Genomic DNA, 18,205 nt, shown 5'->3' with positions numbered 1-18,205 from the left:
GCATATTCCAATGCATTTCCATTTTGTTTAACTGCTTCCAGCACCACTTCTTTATTGTTTTTTAAATCATCAGAAGCAAATTGAAATGCAAATGATGTTTGTTGTATAAAATTAAGAATAAAATCTTTATTATTTTTAAACTTTATTAGGTTATATTTTGAGAAGGAAAATTTCTCATTTAAAATTTGAGTTGTAATTTCATTTTTAATTTCATAAGAAACTGTGGAATATTTGAATAAATTAATATCCTGCTTAACTGCTTCAAGCACAACTTCTTTATCATTTCTTAATTCTTGAGAAGCATATTGCAATGCATTTCCATTTTGTTTAACAGCTTCAAGAACCACTTCTTTATCATTTCTTAATTCTTGAGAAGCATATAGTATTGCATTTCCATTTTGTTTAACAGCTTCAAGCACCACTTCTTTATCATTATTTAATGTATCAGAAGCATACTCCAGTGCCTTCCCATTTTGTTTAACAGCTTCAAGCACCACTTCTTTATCATTTCTTAATGTTTCTGAAGCATGATATAATGCACTCCCATTTTGTTTAACAGCAGCTAAAATGACATGTTTGTCATTTTTTAATGATTCTAAAACCCATTTTAATTCATTGCTATCTTGCTTAACTATTTCAACCACTACATCTTTATCATTTTTTAATATATTTGATACATAATATTTTGCATCTGAACTTTGCTTAACCGCTTCAAGCACAACTTCTTTATCATTTCTTAATTCTTGAGAAGCATATTTCAATGCATTTCCATTTTGTTTAACAGCTTCAAGAACCACTTCTTTATCATTTCTTAATGTTTCTGAAGCATGATATAATGCACTCCCATTTTGTTTAACAGCTTCAAGCACAAAAGTTTTATCATTTTTTAATTCATCTGATGCATATCCCAATGCATTACTGTTTTTCTTAACAGCTTCAAGAATAAAGGTTTGATCATTTTTAAATGATTTTGGAAAGTATAGCGATGAGTATCGATCTCTTTCTAATGCTTTTAGAAGAAATTCTTGGTTATTTAAAATTTCATCTGATGCATATTCAAGAGAAAAATCTTTTTTTCCAACATTTTCTAAAATAAAATTATTATAATTTCATTCATTTATATTTTCATTAAGTTTTAAAACATTTTTAATAAATTCTCTATCATTTTTTAGAAAATTAGAAATATAAAATAATCCTGAGAGATTTTTTTGTATAACTTTAGTTAATAAATCTTTATCATTTTTGTATTCATATGGTAAAAAATTAAATCATTTAGGATTTTCTCTTAAAAAGTTTGTAATAATATTTTTATTTGCGAATTTTAAAGACGTTTTATTGTTTTTTAAACTTTCAATAACAACTTCAACGTTGTTTTTTAAGTCACTAGATGCAAATTCTAATGCTAAACCATTTTGCTGAACAGCAGCTGTAACTATTTTTTCATTGTTTTGCAATTCGTTTGACAAAAACCTTAAATTTAGACCATTTTCTCTAACTATATTTAACATCGCATTTTCAGTTGTAAACTGTGAAGCACTAGAATTTTGTTTAACAGCAGTCAAAACTACATCTTTATCATTTTTTAATTCATCAGAAGCGTATTGTAGTAAGATTCCATTTCTACTTAATATATTGATTATTCCGTTTTTATATCCATATTTAAAGGAATCGCTTGTTTGATTGAAAGCTGTTTGAATAATATTTTCATCATTTTTTAAATTATCTGATAGAAACTGTAAATTTAATCCATTTTCTTCAAGAAGGTTTAAAATAGCTGTTCTGGTAGCAAATTGCGAAGCATTTGGATTGTTTTTTATAGCTTCAAGTACTACTGACTTATCATTTTTTAAAACATCAGAAGCATATTCTAGTAAAAGTCCATTTTTTTTCAACAGTTTTATTAAAATACTTTTATTAGCATATTTAAGAGAAATTGAATTTTGATTAAAAGATTTTTCAACTATATCTTGGTTATTTTGCAGTATGCTAGAAGCAAATTCTAGAGCTAAACCATTTTGCTGAACAGCAGCTGTAACTATTTTTTCATTGTTTTGCAATTCATTTGACAAAAACCTTAAATTTAGACCATATTCTCTAACTATGTCTAAAATAGCACTTTGAGTTCCAAAATTAGAAGCATTGGAATTTTGTTTTGTAGCAGTTAAAACCACTTCTTTGTCATTTTTTAAATTATCTGATAGAAACTGTAAATTCAATCCATCTTCTTTAACTATTGTTAAAATCATTTCTTTGTAAGCAAATTGTGAAGCATTTGGATTGTTTTTTATGGCATTAAGTACCACTTCTTTATTATTTTTGAATTGATTATCAGCATATTCTAATAAAAGACCATTTTTTCTTAATATTTCAATTACTGCATTTTTATATGCATATTTAAAAGGTTCTTTGGATTTAGATAAAGATTGTAAAACAATTTCTGTATCATTTTTTAATGCATCAGAAGCATATTGAAGTGCTAAACCATTTTGTAGAACAGCGGCTAAAACCACTTCTTTGTCATTTTTTAAATTTGCGGATAAGAATTCTAAATTTAATCCATTTTCTCTAACTATATCTAAAATAGAATTTCTAGAACTAAATTCTAAAGAATAATTATTTTGTTTTGCAGCAACTAAAACAGCATCTTTATCATTTTTTAATGCATCAGAAGCAAATTTAAGTAAAAGACCATTTTCTTTTAAAAGATGTAAAACAGCAATTTTATTTGCATATTTTAAAGATTCTGGATTTCTTATAACAGCTTGCTTAACTATTTCTATATCACTCTTTAATTCATCAGAAGCAAATTGTAAAAATAAAGGATTTTCATTGATTAATTTCAACATTTCAAATTTGCTTTGGATTATTTTTTGATTATCATCATTTTTATCGTTACTTAATTTATGTTTTTCATATTCTTCTTTAGATTTAGTTAGCAGTTCTTCAAAAGCACTTTTTAACTTATTTTCATCTTCTTTTGAAGGTTTAGGTACTTCTGTATTATTTAATTTTGGGGTATCATTTTTATCTTTTTGCCTATTATTGTTCGAATCTTTACTGTCTGTTGAACAAGATAAAACAGTAAAAATAGGAACACTTAATGTAGTAGATAAAATTGTTCAATTTTTTATTTTTTTCATTTAGACTTATTTAAGTTTCCTTTCATTTTTTAATATTTTTAAACGATTTTTTCAATCGTCACTAGCATATTTTTTAAAATCATAAATTAACAATAAATATTTAAATCTAGTTATGGTGAAAACTAAATTATCAATTTCAATTTTTTGTTTTTTATTTTTTTGTTTAATAAAATTTTTAAGACCTTTTTTTAAAAAAACATTTACTTCTTCTAGTTTTACTTTATCATTTAAAATAGAAATAAAAATATTGAAAAATGTCACAGTTTCATTTTTGTTTGATGATTTATATTTTTCATTTATATAAGAAATTGAAAACTCGGAGTTTTCTTTTATTATTTTTTCAATTTCTTTTTCTGCTTTTTCTATGTTTTTTCTATTGTTTTTATTTTTTATGAAATCATTTAATTTATTACATTGTTGTTTTAAAAAAGATTCTATTTTTTTTCTATTTCTATTAAACTGATAAAAACCAAAAAAAGAAATAATTTCAATTTTATTTATTAATATGTCATTTATATAATCCAAGTAATAGATTTTTTCTTCTTTTTCATTTATTTCAAAATAACTTTTAATAAGATCTAATGATGTTACATTTAATTTAAAATTTGGTATTAAATCTGGAGTTGGAATTAAATCATATATTTTATAAATATCTATTGCTTTTTTAGAAAAACCTGCTTTGATAATTGAATCAAATACTTTTTTGTATTTATCTGTTTTAAATTTAGATATTATTATTTTTTCGTTATTTTCGAATTTTATATTATATTTTTCTACAGTTTCAAATTCTGGATTTTTTATTTCTTCTTTAGTATATTCAATAAATAAAAAACTATTTTCTATATTTTTTAATATTTTTTCTTTATCTTTTATATTACTTTTTGCATATTCATAAATAATTTTTAACATATTTTTTATATTAGAATCATTTATGGCATATCCTAAAAAAATAACTGGTTGCTTTATAAACAAAGAAAGTATCCTAGATTTTATTAATTTATATTCATTTTCAAATCTCATATAATCACTTTTTGTAATTATAATATCTTCCGGCGAAGTAACGCAACCATGAATTTTATGAATAGTCCCTACATCTTTTTCAAAAGCAATTTTATCCCCTATAAGTGGTTTGAATTTTATATTATCTTCTGTATTTATTTTTTTATCATTCAATATAGTTTCTAATAATTTATCATAATTGGTTGTTATAATACAATAAAAATATTGTGAAGCTTTTTGAAATAAGTTTATTTCTTCTTTATAAGAATCTTCGTTTATTTCAATTTTTTCTAATTTATTTTTAATAAATAGTTTAAACCTGCTAATTCACTTTTCTTCTTTTAGATAGTTTTTATAAAAATCTTCATTTATTTCTTTTCATTTACCAACTTGATCCATTTTAACTAAATAATTAAATTCTTTTTCCATTTCTTCAGCAATTAAACTATAATCATTTTTATATTTATAAACTAACTCGAGAAAAGAATTTTCTTTTTCTTCTTGGGATAATTTGGAAGTAGATTCTAATAATTCTTTATAAATAGTTTCTAGTAATTCTCTCCATGTGTAAGATTTAACTAAATATCTTTTACTAAAACCAGAACCAATAAATAAAACAGGAAGATTATCATTAAAATTTTTCTTATTGATAAAGTCTTTTAGATTTTTCTTATCCATTTTCTCCTTTCTTAAAACTAATTTTACAAAAAAAAAAAAAAAGCAAGGATTTGGCAAAAAGTAGTTAAATTCAAAGAATTTTACATATATAATCTTGTTTTATATTTGGAAATTTAGATATAAAAACTTAATTTTTTATTTTATTTTTAGTTTAAAGTTAAGTATTAATTTTTATTATAATAAAAAGTTTTATGAATAAAAAAACACTGCATTTCTGCAGTGTTAGTGAAATGACTATTTTGCTAATTCTTGTTTTAATTTAGCAATATCATCATCCAATAATTTTTCTCATTCACCGGACTTATCTTTTGGTAAAAATAATTCTAGTGCTGCTCTCGCTCCTTCTCTTTGTTGTTTTTCATATTCTTTTTTTTCTGCTTCTGATTTTTTATCATATTCTGATTGATTTTGCTTAATTGTTACTTTTACAGTTAAATCAATTCATTCTTCTTTCTTTTTATCGAGTGAAGATTGACATGAAACTGCTAATACAGCAGTTGTTAAAACAGAAATAGGGGTAGCTAATAATAAAAGTTTCTTTTTCATATTTTTTCCTTTCTTTGTATGTTATTTTTAGTTTAATGCTTTTGTATCTTTGTTAGCTCATACGATTGTTAATATATAAGCTACTATTGGTCAAATAGAGAAAATCATTCCTAAAATTGAACCAACAAATGGAATAAATGAGAATATTGAATTTATTATAATTATTATCATTACTGATAATCAAACAGCAAAGTATTTTTTGTTAGAACCATTTGTTGCATCTTTAATTTTTAATGCAGCAACAAATCCAACAATTGATAATACTAATATTACAATGTTTGAAAAGAAATTCAATATTCCAATAATTAGTATAGAACCAACAAGACCCACACCAGCAGCAACTGCTCCTTCTGCACTTTGGGTTGCTGCAGCTCCTACTGCAAAAGTTAAAGTTATTATAAAAAGAATTAAACCTGAAAAGGTTAATATTAGATTTGTAATTGAAAAGTTTTTTAAACTTCTTAGTTTTTCTTTAATATTTATTTGCATATTTTTTCCTTATTTTATTTTTGATTAATTGAAATTTTAAAAAAACGATTCATTGAAAAAATATTGAAAATATATTATAAGAACTTCTTATTTTATAATCTCAAATATCAATTTGCATCATTTTTTAAATTAAATTTTACAAAAAAAAAAAAAAAGCAAGGATTTGACAAAAATTCATAAAATTTGAACAATTTTCCTATATATTTTTTATACAAATGAATTAACATTTAAGATTTGGAAATTCATTTAAAATTAGTTAATGAAAAGTTTTATTGAATAAAAAACACTGCATTTTTGCAGTGCTAATGAAATAATTATTTTACTAATTCTTGTTTTAATTTGATGATAATATTAAGTCTACTAAATGTTTTCTTGCTTTAACGATTTCATCGTCTAATATTTTTTCTCATTCAATAGATTTACCCTCTGTTAAAAGAGAATCTAATCCAGCTTTAACTTTGTCTTTTTGTTGTTTTTCATATTCTTTCTTTTCAGTTTCTGATTTTTTATCATAATTTGATTGATTTTGTTTAATTGCTATTTTTACACCTAAATTAATTAATTCTTCTTTCTTTTTATCTAAAGAAGTTTGACATGAAACTACTAATGCAGAAGTTGTTAAAACAGAAAGGGAGGTAGTTAATAATAAAAGTTTCTTTTTCATAGTTTTCCTTATTTTTATTTTTGATTAATTGAAATTTTAAAAAATGAATTATTGAAAAATTATTGAAATATATTATTAGAATTTTTCATTTTATAATTGCAAAGCACAATTTGTATCATTTCTTATAACTTAATTCTACAAAAAAAAAAAAAAAACAAGGATTTGACAAAAATTCATAAAATTTGAACAATTTTGCATATATAATCTTATTTTTCTATAAATAAATTCATATATAAACTTTTGTAAAGTTTTAAAACAAATTACAAAGAAAATAGGGTTATTTTCAACTTAATTATTAATGTTTTTTTATTATTTTGCTAAAATTTAAATAATTATGATAAAGAAGAAATTTAATTTTTTTGTTTTTTTAAAAGAACACTTTCCAGCTAGTTGAAGTAAATGAAAATTATACTTAAAATTTTCTTTACCAATTATTCTTTCAGGAATACTTTTTTCACTAAATGGTTTCATTGATAATTTTATGGTAACAAAAATACCTCATGGTGTTGATTCTTTATCTTATGCCAATTCTTGAACAGGAATTATAGGTGGTGTTATTGGTGGAATTTCTATAATTTGTTCAGTGCTTGTTGGACAGTATTGAGGAAGCAAAAATTACAAAAAAATAAAAGAAGTAATGAGAGTAAGAGTTTTATTGACTTTTAGTTGTATGACTATATTTGCAATTTTTGCTCTCACTTTATCTGAAAAAATGATTTCTGTTTTTTATCAAACTAATCAAGATCCAGCAACATTGCAACAATCAGTAGATTATTTAAGATTAATAGTGATAACATGAGTTATTTTTGGTTGAACTTCTCCAATGAGTTCGCTTCTTGCAGAAACAGGGCATGGAAAAGAAGCTTTAATTTCTTCAATTGGATCTTTACTAATTAACATTTTTTTAAATATTCTTTTAATATATGTTTTTAAATTAGGAGTTAAAGGGGCAGCATATGCTTCCATAGCTGCAAGAATTTTTGGAATATTTGGTGATACTTTTTTTGTATTTTTAAAAATAAGAAAAACATTAATTAATCCTTTATCACTTTTTAAAGTGTCAAGAGATACATGAAAAAAAGTTGTTTTTAGATTACACAGTGCCTTTTTAATTACAGGAAATTCTGTATTAATAATACTAAGAAGTGCTCTTTTTAATAGAATTTTCCCTCAAGGAACAATCGGGAAAGAAGAATGAGCAATTGGAGCTGCTGCTATTCTTGGATTAACAGGGGCAATAAGTGAAATATTTTTAGCTGTTTTTGGAGCTCTTAGTTCTAACATTTCTGTTTTTGTAGGAAAACACCTTGGAAATAAAGAATTTGAAATTGCTAAGAAAAATGCAAATGAACTTAAAGGTTTTCATTCAACAATTGCACTTGCATTATCATTATTACTTTTACTTTTTACTGTATTTATCCCGTATATTGATTATTTTGCTGCTGAAATAGGAAAAAATTCAGATACAATTTTAGAAGCTAAAAAATTATACTTATCACAATTGCAAGCAACTCTTTTTGTAATAGTAGTATTCAATCCAATTTGAATTTGATTTTCTACTTCAAGTCGATTAATAGCTTCTGGTGGAAGAACAAACTTAGCATCATTACTTGAATTCAGTTTAGAAATTATTGCTTTATTATGACTAGTGATTATAACTTTTGTAATTAAACCACAATCTCTTGGATTAAGTTTAAGTCAAACATATTGAATTTTCTTTTTAGTTGATTTAATCAAATTCCTTGTATTTGAAATAGTGTATTTAAAAGTAGACTGAGCAAGACACATAGATGATCCATTAATAAAAAGAAAAGTGTGAGAAAAAAATGTCTTCAACAACGACTAAAGGAATTGTTATTAATTATCAAGAATACGATGATTATGATGCAATTGTTAAAATTATTACCAACAAGAGAATTATTTCTTTTCTTGCTCGCGGAGTAAGAAAAGTACATAGTAAAAACAGAAGTTCTTTGTTACTTTTAAATGAAGCAGAATTTGAAATCTTTTTAGCCAGACTCAATAATAGAATGTCTAAACTTAAAAAAGCAACACTTATTAGTTTTTTTGATTTACAAAATAATTCTTTTTCATATACAGAATTACAAGAAATCCTTTTTTATTTAGATAAATTAGAATATTCTAACTCTTATTTATATGAACTTATAAAACAGAGTATAAAAATAGCAAATAAAGAAAATGTTTTCTTTATTAAAACATATCTTCTTTGTCATTTATTAGAATACTTTGGTTATAAACAATCTTTTGATAAATGTGTTACTTGTAAAAGTAATAAAGAATTAAGAGATTTTCAATTTTTTGAAGGTGGTTTTAGTTGTAAATACCACTTCAAAACAAGTTTTCAAAGAACAATTGAAGAATTAAAGACATTTTATTATTTATCTCATTCATTAGAAGTTTATATAAAATTTGCTAATTATAAAGCAAATTTCTCTATATATAAAGAGATTAAGCAATTTATTAAGGAAAATATTATATAATTAATAAATATATGTTAAGAATAATAGCAGGAAATTTACGTGGCAGAAAAATAGAACAACCAGACTTAGAAATAGTAAGACCAACAACGGATAAAACAAGAGAAGCCATTTTTTCTTCTATTCAATTTGAAATAGAAGAATCATTAGTTTTAGATTTATTTGGTGGTTCGGGAGCGGTTTCTTTTGAATTTATTTCACGTGGTGCAAAAGAAGTTTTTTTATCTGAAAAAAATAGAAAAATTTTTAATCATATTGTTAATGAACAAAAGAAACTAAAAATTCAAAATATGCATTGTTATAATCTTTCTGCTCTTCAATTGATAAATATGAAAAAGGATAATAAATTTAATTTTATTTTTTTAGATCCACCTTATGAAGAAAAAACATTATTAAATGAAACTTTAAAAGAAATAGCAAACAATGATATTCTTTTAGATAATGGTCAGGTCATTGTTGAAACAAATAGTGATAATATAGAAATTAGTGAATATTTTGAAATTTTAAAAGAAAAAAAATACGGTAAAACTTATATTTATTTTTTAGGTAAGAAATAATAAAGGAAATATATGAAAAAAAATAAGTTAGTAATTTTAGCTGGTCCTTCTGGGGTTGGAAAAGGTACCATTGAAAAAATTTTATTTGAGAATAATGAATTAAAATTAAAGTTATCTTGTTCAGCTACAACAAGAAAACCAAGAGAAGGGGAAATAAATGGGGTACATTACCACTTTATTTCTAATGAAGAATTCGAAGATAAAATAAAGAAAAATGAATTTATTGAATGAAATAAACATTTTGATAATTATTATGGAACTCTTTACTCAGAAATTGAAAAAATTAATCAAGAAGGTTTTTTACCTTTACTTGAAATAGAAACAATCGGTGCATTAAATATTAAAAAATATTACAAAGAAAGAAACGAAGAAGATTCTGTTATTTCAATTTTCTTGTTACCACCTTCTATGGATGATTTGTATACAAGAATAAAAAATAGGGGAACAGAAAGTGAAGAGCAAATTCAAATAAGAATTGATAAAGCAGTTTTAGAATTAGAAGAAAAAGATAAATTTTTACACAAAGTAGTAAATGATATTCCTTTAAATGCTGCTTCTAAAATTAAAGAAATTATTATTTCTGAATTAAACAAATAAAACTTTTATAAAGGAAATTAATGGATAATTATATTTTTAAAACAAATAAAGGCAAAAGGGTTCAAAATGAAGACTCTGTTTTAATATTAGAAAATGAAAAAGTAATTTTTTCAATTGTTTGTGATGGAATGGGTGGACATAATGCAGGAGAAATTGCTTCACAAATAACAGTTGACACATTTAAAACATTATTTTCTACTTTAGAAATAAAAGAAGATAAAAAATCAATTACTAACTGATTTTCTAAAGGGATTAATGATAGTATAATCAACATGAACAAAGCAGCAGAAGAAAACGAACAACTTTTAGACATGGGTACAACAATGGTTGCAACCATATTTGTTAAAAAAAATAAATTACTTTCCTTTGTAAATATAGGTGATTCTAGAATTTATCTATATAGCGATATTTTACAACAACTTTCAAGTGATCAAAATTTAATGAACTATTATATAGAAAAAGAAAAGGTTTCTTTCGAAGTTGCTTCACAATTACCTGGAGCATCTTTTCTTACTTCTTCGCTTGGGCCTAAAAAACGCTATACACCTGAAATCGGTTTTCTTTCTTTAAGTAAAAGAAAAGAAAAAAGTTATTTAATTCAAACTACAGATGGAGTGCATGACTTTATTGATAAACCAACATTAGAAAACATTATGTTTTTGAAAGAAAAAGATCTTGAATACAAAGCAAATAAAATTATAGAAACAGCATTAGCTAATGATTCTAATGATAATTTAACAGTAGCAATAGTGGAAATTAAATAATGAATATACCAACATATAACAAAAAACTACTTCAAAACTATTATATTAGTAACACCTTAGGAAAAGGTGGAATGTCTGTTATTTATTTAGCTGTTAGAAAAAAAGATAATTTTAAGTGTGCAATCAAACTTATGAATTATGAATCAATGAGTGATTTAAGTATTGAACGTTTTAAAGAAGAAATAAGAATAACTAAAAAAGTTGATTCACCTTATGTAGCAAGATTAATTGATTCTTGTTTTGATTTAGAAAATAAGGAATTTTGAATTGCAATGGAACTTGTTGATGGAACCATTTTAAAAAACGTTATTGAAAGATCTGGAACGCTTTCTAAAGAAGATGTTGTTAATTACGCAAAACAAATAACTTTAGGAATTAAAGCAATTCACAAAGCCGGTATTTTCCATAGAGATATTAAAGACACTAATATTATGGTAACAAACCTAAATCAAATTAAAATAATTGATTTAGGTATTGCAATAGATAATGAATCACAAAGGTTGACACAAGAAAATAAAGTCATAGGTTCTGTTCATTATATGCCAGGAGAAATAGCTGATTATAAAGAAAAAGGTTCTGTAAAAATTGATATTTACTCTATTGGTATAGTCATTTATCAAATGTTAATAGGTTGTGTTCCTTTTTCAGGAGATTCACATCTTAAAATTCTTGCTAAACACAAAGAACAATCTTTGCCAAAGATTCAGAATTTAAAACCAACTACAAGTCACGGATTAATAAACATTATTCATCGATGTTTAGCTAAAAATCCATATGATCGCTATAACAATATGAACGAATTATATAATGATTTATCTACTTGTTTAAAACCTGAAAGACTAAGTGAAAATATAATAAATTTTGACCAAAAACAAAGGAAAAACCTTTTTGAATGGCTTGCAACCAGAACCGGAACAATTGTCATAATAAGTGTAATTGTAATTATTTTAATTTTGTTAATAATTACTTTAATTCTTTTATTTAGTTTTTAATATTAAGTCAACTAAATAAAAGAATAAATTAGAAAGGAATTTTGTATTGAATAAAAAAATTGGAAGAGTAATAAAGGTAATTGCTGGTTTTTATGATGTGGAAACTGAAAATAAAGAAATTATAAGATTAAGAGGAAGTGGTAAATTAAGAAACGACAATTTATCACCTGTTGTTGGTGATTTTGTGGAATATGACGAATTAGGTTTTGTGATAAAAGTTAAAGAAAGAAACAATGTTTTTGTAAGACCTAAAATAGCAAACATTGATCAAGTGATTATTGTAATGTCTGTAAAAGAACCTAATTTTAGTTCACTGCTTTTAGATAAGTTTTTAATGATTGTTGAAAGCAAAAACATTAAACCAGTTTTAGCCATTACTAAAATTGATTTAGATTCTAACTATAAAGAAGTTTTAAAAGATTATATTAATTTAAATTATGAAATTCATTTCATTGATAATCATAATAAAAAGGAAGTAAATACAGAATTTTTTGGACTTTTTAAGGACAAAGTTTCTGTATTTATGGGGCAAACTGGTGTAGGAAAAACAAGTTTAATAAATTTATTATCTGAAAATCAATTTGAAACACAATCCATTTCTAAATCCTTAAATAGAGGTAAACACACCACTAGAGTTGTACAAATGATAGATTGAAATCAAGGGAAGTTAATAGATACTCCTGGTTTTTCTTCGTTTGAAATAGAATTAAATAAAGATCAAATAGCAACTGCCTTTAAAATATTTAAGTTAAATGCAAATTTATGTAAATTTCGCTCTTGTTTTCACTATAAGGAAGAAGAAAAATATTGTAAAATTAAATTAATGGTAAAAAACGGAGAAATACCATTAACTAGATATGAAAACTATCTTTACTTTTTAAAAGATTTTTTAGGAGAAAAAAATGAAATTAATTAGTCCTTCACTTTTAAGTATTACAAAAGAAAAGAGATTAGAAGTAGCTAAGATTCTATTTAATATGGGAATTAGTTGAATCCATTATGACTATATGGATGCTAAATTTGTTGAAAACAGAGCAATTGAAATTGAAGAAATAAAAAATATAAAAAATAATTCTAAACATCATACAATGGATATTCATATAATGGCTTATGAACCAGAAAAAATAATTGATAAGGTTATTGGTGTTGTTGATTATGCAACAGTTCATTATGAAGTTTTTGACAATCAAGAAGAGATTCTAAAATTGGTTAAAAAATATAAAAATAAAATCAAGTTAGGTATTTCAATTAAACCTAATACAGATTTTAGTGAAATTAAAGATTTACTTAAATATTTTGATTTATTATTAATTATGTCTGTAGAACCAGGTAAAGGTGGACAATCATTTATTGAAAATTCTTTAAACAAAATAGAAGAAGCAAGAAAATTTATTGATAATAATAATTTAAATGTAATTATTCAGGTTGATGGTGGTATTAATGATAAAACTGCTTTTGGTGCTTTCAAAAGCGGAGCAGATGTTTTGGTTTCAGGTTCATATTTAACAATTGAACCTTCAATAGAAAAATTAGAAAAATTATTAAAATAAGGAAATTATGTTAGAGTTTGGAACAGCAGGTATACGTGGTAAATTAGGAAATAAAGAAAGTGAACTAAACACTAAACACGTTTATAGAATCATTGATGGATATGCAAGATATTTACTAAAAAATTTTGCTAATGTAAAACAACAAGGAGTTGTTATCGGAAGAGATAATAGAAATAAATCATTTATCTTTCTAAAATTAGCAACACAAATTTTAAGTAAAAATTATGGTATAAAAGTTTATACTTCTAAACAACCAATTGCAACTCCGGTTGTTAGTTTTTTAATAAAACAAAAACAAGCAATAGGCGGTATTAACATCACAGCTTCTCATAATCCTAAAGAATATAATGGTATTAAAATTTATAATAAATTTGGAGCTCAAATCCTTCCAGATGAAGTTAAAAAATTGATTCCATTTTTTAAAAAATATAATAAAATCAACAATAATTTAAATACAAAAAAAATAAATTTTAATAAAAAAGTTATTTGTATAGATAAATATTTACCTGTTTATGTTCAAGAGATATCAAGAATTTTTTCTAATAATTTGTTTGATAATAACCTTAAAATAGCTTATTCACCACTTCATGGAACTGGTTCTCAAGTTATTAAATTAATTGAAAAGCAAACTTCAGTTAAATTTTTAAAAGTAGAATCTGAAATGAAAAACAGCAAACACTTTAATTTTGTTTCATATCCAAATCCAGAAGAAAAAAGTGCTTATATTAATTTAATTGATTTAATGAAAAGAAATAAAATTAAATATGGAATTTTAACTGATCCTGATGCTGATAGAATTGGTTTTGTAGAACAATTATCAAATAATGAATTTTATTATTTTACTGGTAACGAACTAGCAACCATAATTTTCAATTTTTTAGTAGAAGAAAATTACTATAAAGAAAACGATCTTTTAATTTATTCATTTGTATCAAGCAACCTTCCTTCTATTATTGCTAATAAGCACAATATTAAAAGTCAAATAATTCCTACAGGTTTTAAATGAGTAGGTCCTGAAATAAACAAATATAAAGAAAAATCGCATATTTTTGCATTTGAAGAAAGTTATGGATCTTTAATAAATAGTGATATTTCTTTTGATAAAGATGCATTTCAATCATTAATTTTAATATTAAATATTTTATCTAAAAAAAGAAATATTTCCTTTTTAGAAGAATTAAATAATATTTATAAAAAGTATGGATTTATTTTTAGCAAGGTAGTTTCAATAGAATTGAATTCAATGGAACCATCGAAAATAAACTCTTATTTAGAATCATTTTTAAAAATAAATTTTAGTTTGAAAATTTCAAAAATTATTGATTATCGAAAAGGCTATAATAATATTGTAGAAAACATGGTTCAAATATTTTTTGAAAATAATTCTTGAGCAGCATTGCGTCCTTCAGGAACGGAACCTAAAATAAAACTTTATATTTTTTCATTAGAAAAAAATAAAAGTGAAGCTCAAAATAATTTAGATAAAATACTAAAACAAGCAAAAGAAATATTTATTAAATAAGACACTCGTTGTCTTATTTTTTTAATATAACAACAGCACTATAAAAAAAATAATTTTTTTTCGATACACTCGGCTAAGTTGTTATATAATTTATACACTTAATTATTATTAATAATAATGTTTATGAATAATTAAGTTTGTGAATATATAAATTAAAATTTAAAAATTGAAAGGAAAGACAATGCCAACAATAGCACAATTAGTTAGTCAAGGACGTGTTAATAAAGTAAGAAAAACAAAAGCTCCTGCACTAATAGTTGGTTACAACTCTTTACATAAAAAAGAAACAAAATTACCTTCACCTTTTAAACGTGGAGTTTGTACAAGGGTTGCAACAATGACACCTAAAAAACCTAACTCAGCATTAAGAAAATATGCGAGGGTTAAATTATCAAACGGAATGGAAGTTACAGCTTATATACCAGGAGAAGGACACAACTTACAAGAACACTCTGTAGTTTTAATTCGTGGTGGAAAAGTTAAAGATTTACCAGGGGTTAGATACCATATCGTTAGAGGAACACAAGATACAGCTGGTGTTAATAAAAGAAATCAAGCTAGATCTAAATATGGTGCAAAAAAACCTAAAAAATAATAATTTTATAATATAAAAAAATATAGGAGAAAAAATGTCAAGAAGAAAACAAGCGCCTATTCGTGATGTATTAGCTGATCCAATTTTTAACTCTAAATTAGTTACAAAATTAGTAAATGCAATTATGTTAGACGGAAAAAAATCAACAGCGCAAACTATTTTATATTCAGCTTTTGATATTGTTAAGGAAAAAACAGGAAAAGATCCTTTAGAAGTTTTCCAACAAGCTATCAATAACATAACACCTCAATTAGAAATTAGATCAAGAAGAGTTGGGGGAACAAACTACCAAGTTCCAATGGAAGTTTCTGCAAGAAGAAAACAAACTTTATCATTAAGATGATTAATTAATTATTCAAGATTAAGAGCAGAAAAAACAATGGACTTAAGACTTGCAAACGAAATTATCGATGCATCAAACAACACCGGTGGAGCAATTAAGAAAAAAGAGGATACACATAAAATGGCAGAAGCAAACAAAGCATTTGCACATTTTAGATGATAATTATGGCGAGAAAATTTGACCTTAAAGATTATCGTAACATCGGTATAATGGCTCACATTGATGCGGGTAAAACCACAACAACAGAAAGAATTTTATTCCATACAGGAAAAATCCATAAAATCGGAGAAACACATGATGGTGGATCACAAATGGACTGAATGGAACAAGAAAAAGAAAGAGGTATTACAATTACTTCTGCTGCTACAACAGCTTTTTGAAAAGATAAAAGAATTAATATTATTGATACTCCAGGACACGTTGACTTTACTGTTGAAGTTGAACGTTCACTTAGAGTATTAGATGGTGCTGTTGCGGTTTTAGATGCTCAATCAGGAGTTGAACCACAAACAGAAACAGTTTGAAGACAAGCAACAAATTATAAAGTTCCAAGAATTGTTTATGTTAATAAAATGGATAAGGCAGGAGCAGATTTTGAAGCTTCTATTCGTTCAGTTAAAGAAAGACTTGGTGGAAATGCTGTTGCTATCCAACTAAACATAGGTGCTGAAAATGATTACAAAGGTTTAATTGACCTTGTAGAAATGAAAGCATTTGAATACGATGGTGAAAAAGAAGAAAATGCTAAAGAAATAGAAGTGCCTTCAGATTTATTAGAAAAAGCTAAAAAAATGAGAGCACAATTAGTCGAAGCAGTTGCTGACTATGATGAAGAAGTGATGATGCTTGCTTTAGAAGGTGAAGAAATTTCAGCAGATAGATTAAAACAAGCAATTAGAAAAGCAACATTAACTTCAGAATTTTTCCCTGTAGTTTGTGGAACTTCCTTTAAAAATAAAGGAGTTAAAAAAATGATTGATGCTGTAGTTGATTATTTACCTTCTCCTTTAGATGTTCCTGCTATTAAAGGATATATAGGAGATGAAGTTGTTGAAGTTCCAGCATCAGATGATTATGATTTTTCAGCATTAGCATTCAAAATTATGAATGACCCATTTGTTGGAACTTTAACATTCTTTAGAGTTTATTCAGGAGTTTTACAAAAAGGTTCATACGTATATAATTCAACAAAAGATAAAAAAGAAAGAGTTGGGCGTATTTTAGAAATGCACGCTAACTCTAGAGAAGAAATTGATGAAGTAAGAGCAGGGGATATTGGTGCTGCAGTAGGATTAAAAGATACTGTTACAGGTGATACTTTAATTTCTGAAAAGGCAAAACACTTTGTTTTAGAAAAAATGGTATTCCCAGAACCAGTTATTTCACAAGCATTAGAACCAGCTTCTAAAGCTGCAACAGAAAAATTATCAATTGGATTACAAAAACTTGCAAACGAAGATCCAACCTTTAGAACATGAACTGATGATGAAACAGGACAAACTATTATTGCTGGAATGGGTGAATTACATCTAGATATTATTGTTGATCGTCTAAAAAGAGAATTTGGTGTTGAAGCAACAGTTGGAGCACCTCAAGTTTCTTACCGTGAAACAATTACTAAATCATCAGAAGTTGAAGGAAAACACATCAAGCAATCTGGTGGAAAAGGGCAATATGGACATGTTTGAATTAAATTTGAACCAAATCCAGATGGTGGTTTTGAATTTATAGATAAAATTGTTGGTGGAAAAATTCCTAAAGAATACATTAAATCAATTCAAAAAGGACTTGAAGATAAAATGGCTGCTGGTATTTTAGCTGGTTATCCAATGATAGATATTAAAGCTACTTTATTTGATGGTTCATACCACGATGTCGATTCATCAGAAATGGCATATAAAATAGCAGCTTCTAAAGCTTTAACAAAAGCAAAAGATGCTATTGGTACTGTTTTATTAGAACCAATTATGGATGTTTCTGTTGTTGTTCCTGCTGATTATTCAGGGGATGTTATGGGTGATTTATCCCGTAGAAGAGGACAAGTTAAAGAACAAGAAACAAGAAGTGATGGAGCAAATATCATTAGAGCAGATGTTCCATTATCAGAAATGTTTGGATATTCTACACAATTGAGATCTATGACTTCAGGTCGTGGAACATATCAAATGCAATTTGATCACTATGAAGTGACACCAAAACAAATTGCAGATGTAATTATTAAAAAACGTGCTATTAAAGCAGATGAAGAATAATCTTCTTTAAAACATAGAA

17 protein-coding genes are annotated in these 18,205 nt (G+C 25.1%); 12 read left to right on the top strand and 5 right to left on the bottom strand.

Annotation, left to right across the window (positions count from 1 at the left end; genetic code table 4):
- The 5 genes from ACXX87_RS02010 to ACXX87_RS01990 form a co-directional block, all read right to left on the bottom strand.
- On the bottom strand, nucleotides 1–3,140 hold a 3,140-nt coding region (locus ACXX87_RS02010; protein ID WP_458573181.1), incomplete at its 3' end, for a DUF4116 domain-containing protein.
- A gap of 6 nt (nucleotides 3,141–3,146) precedes the next feature.
- The gene (locus ACXX87_RS02005) at nucleotides 3,147–4,817 is read right to left on the bottom strand and encodes an SIR2 family protein (protein WP_458573180.1); all 1,671 of its coding nucleotides are present in this window, start codon (nucleotides 4,815–4,817) and stop codon (nucleotides 3,147–3,149) included.
- A gap of 234 nt (nucleotides 4,818–5,051) precedes the next feature.
- Nucleotides 5,052–5,363 (bottom strand): hypothetical protein, encoded by a 312-nt coding sequence (locus tag ACXX87_RS02000; protein ID WP_458560972.1) that lies wholly within the window; start codon nucleotides 5,361–5,363, stop codon nucleotides 5,052–5,054.
- 27 nt (nucleotides 5,364–5,390) lie between these two features.
- Entirely contained in the window at nucleotides 5,391–5,852 is a 462-nt protein-coding gene (locus tag ACXX87_RS01995; protein WP_458560973.1) for a hypothetical protein, read from the bottom strand.
- Between the two features lie 334 nt (nucleotides 5,853–6,186).
- Nucleotides 6,187–6,516, bottom strand: a complete 330-nt coding sequence (locus ACXX87_RS01990; RefSeq protein ID WP_458557430.1) for a hypothetical protein — start codon at nucleotides 6,514–6,516, stop codon at nucleotides 6,187–6,189.
- Nucleotides 6,517–6,850: 334 nt separating this feature from the next.
- Between ACXX87_RS01990 and ACXX87_RS01985 the strand changes: the two genes are divergently transcribed.
- The 12 genes from ACXX87_RS01985 to fusA all read left to right on the top strand — a co-directional run bounded on the left by ACXX87_RS01985 (nucleotide 6,851) and on the right by fusA (nucleotide 18,186).
- A complete protein-coding gene (locus ACXX87_RS01985; RefSeq protein ID WP_458557431.1) occupies nucleotides 6,851–8,362 on the top strand; it encodes an MATE family efflux transporter in 1,512 nt (503 codons plus the stop codon).
- A complete protein-coding gene (gene recO, locus ACXX87_RS01980; protein ID WP_458560441.1) occupies nucleotides 8,343–9,017 on the top strand; it encodes a DNA repair protein RecO in 675 nt (224 codons plus the stop codon). Before ACXX87_RS01985 ends, recO begins: the two co-directional genes overlap by 20 nt.
- Before the next feature lie 11 nt (nucleotides 9,018–9,028).
- Nucleotides 9,029–9,571, top strand: coding sequence for a 16S rRNA (guanine(966)-N(2))-methyltransferase RsmD (gene rsmD, locus ACXX87_RS01975; protein ID WP_436358583.1), 543 nt, complete (start codon nucleotides 9,029–9,031; stop codon nucleotides 9,569–9,571).
- A 12-nt stretch (nucleotides 9,572–9,583) separates the two neighbouring features.
- Nucleotides 9,584–10,168: a guanylate kinase gene (gmk, locus tag ACXX87_RS01970; protein WP_436358582.1), complete on the top strand. Its 585-nt coding sequence runs from the start codon at nucleotides 9,584–9,586 to the stop codon at nucleotides 10,166–10,168.
- A gap of 20 nt (nucleotides 10,169–10,188) precedes the next feature.
- Nucleotides 10,189–10,932 (top strand): PP2C family protein-serine/threonine phosphatase, encoded by a 744-nt coding sequence (locus ACXX87_RS01965; protein ID WP_436358581.1) that lies wholly within the window; start codon nucleotides 10,189–10,191, stop codon nucleotides 10,930–10,932.
- Nucleotides 10,932–11,924 (top strand): serine/threonine-protein kinase, encoded by a 993-nt coding sequence (locus ACXX87_RS01960; protein ID WP_436358580.1) that lies wholly within the window; start codon nucleotides 10,932–10,934, stop codon nucleotides 11,922–11,924. The genes ACXX87_RS01965 and ACXX87_RS01960 overlap by 1 nt, the downstream gene beginning before the upstream one ends.
- 46 nt (nucleotides 11,925–11,970) lie before the next feature.
- On the top strand, nucleotides 11,971–12,840 hold the full coding sequence (rsgA, locus tag ACXX87_RS01955) for a ribosome small subunit-dependent GTPase A (RefSeq protein ID WP_458557433.1): 870 nt from the start codon (nucleotides 11,971–11,973) through the stop codon (nucleotides 12,838–12,840).
- Nucleotides 12,827–13,474 carry a ribulose-phosphate 3-epimerase gene (locus ACXX87_RS01950; RefSeq protein ID WP_436358578.1) on the top strand — a complete coding sequence of 216 codons (648 nt, stop codon included), beginning with the start codon at nucleotides 12,827–12,829 and terminating at the stop codon, nucleotides 13,472–13,474. The genes rsgA and ACXX87_RS01950 overlap by 14 nt, the downstream gene beginning before the upstream one ends.
- 7 nt (nucleotides 13,475–13,481) lie before the next feature.
- Entirely contained in the window at nucleotides 13,482–14,996 is a 1,515-nt protein-coding gene (locus ACXX87_RS01945) for a phospho-sugar mutase (protein ID WP_458573179.1), read from the top strand.
- 181 nt (nucleotides 14,997–15,177) lie between these two features.
- Nucleotides 15,178–15,591, top strand: a complete 414-nt coding sequence (gene rpsL, locus ACXX87_RS01940; RefSeq protein WP_436358576.1) for a 30S ribosomal protein S12 — start codon at nucleotides 15,178–15,180, stop codon at nucleotides 15,589–15,591.
- 34 nt (nucleotides 15,592–15,625) lie between these two features.
- Nucleotides 15,626–16,096: a 30S ribosomal protein S7 gene (gene rpsG, locus ACXX87_RS01935; RefSeq protein WP_027123189.1), complete on the top strand. Its 471-nt coding sequence runs from the start codon at nucleotides 15,626–15,628 to the stop codon at nucleotides 16,094–16,096.
- 2 nt (nucleotides 16,097–16,098) lie between these two features.
- Nucleotides 16,099–18,186: an elongation factor G gene (gene fusA / locus ACXX87_RS01930; RefSeq protein WP_436358575.1), complete on the top strand. Its 2,088-nt coding sequence runs from the start codon at nucleotides 16,099–16,101 to the stop codon at nucleotides 18,184–18,186.
- Nucleotides 18,187–18,205: the final 19 nt, after the last annotated feature.

Source organism: Mycoplasma sp. 613B, assembly GCF_054343485.1.
The sequence above is the reverse complement of the archived record's forward strand: the minus strand, read 5'-3'. Positions and strand labels throughout refer to the sequence as shown.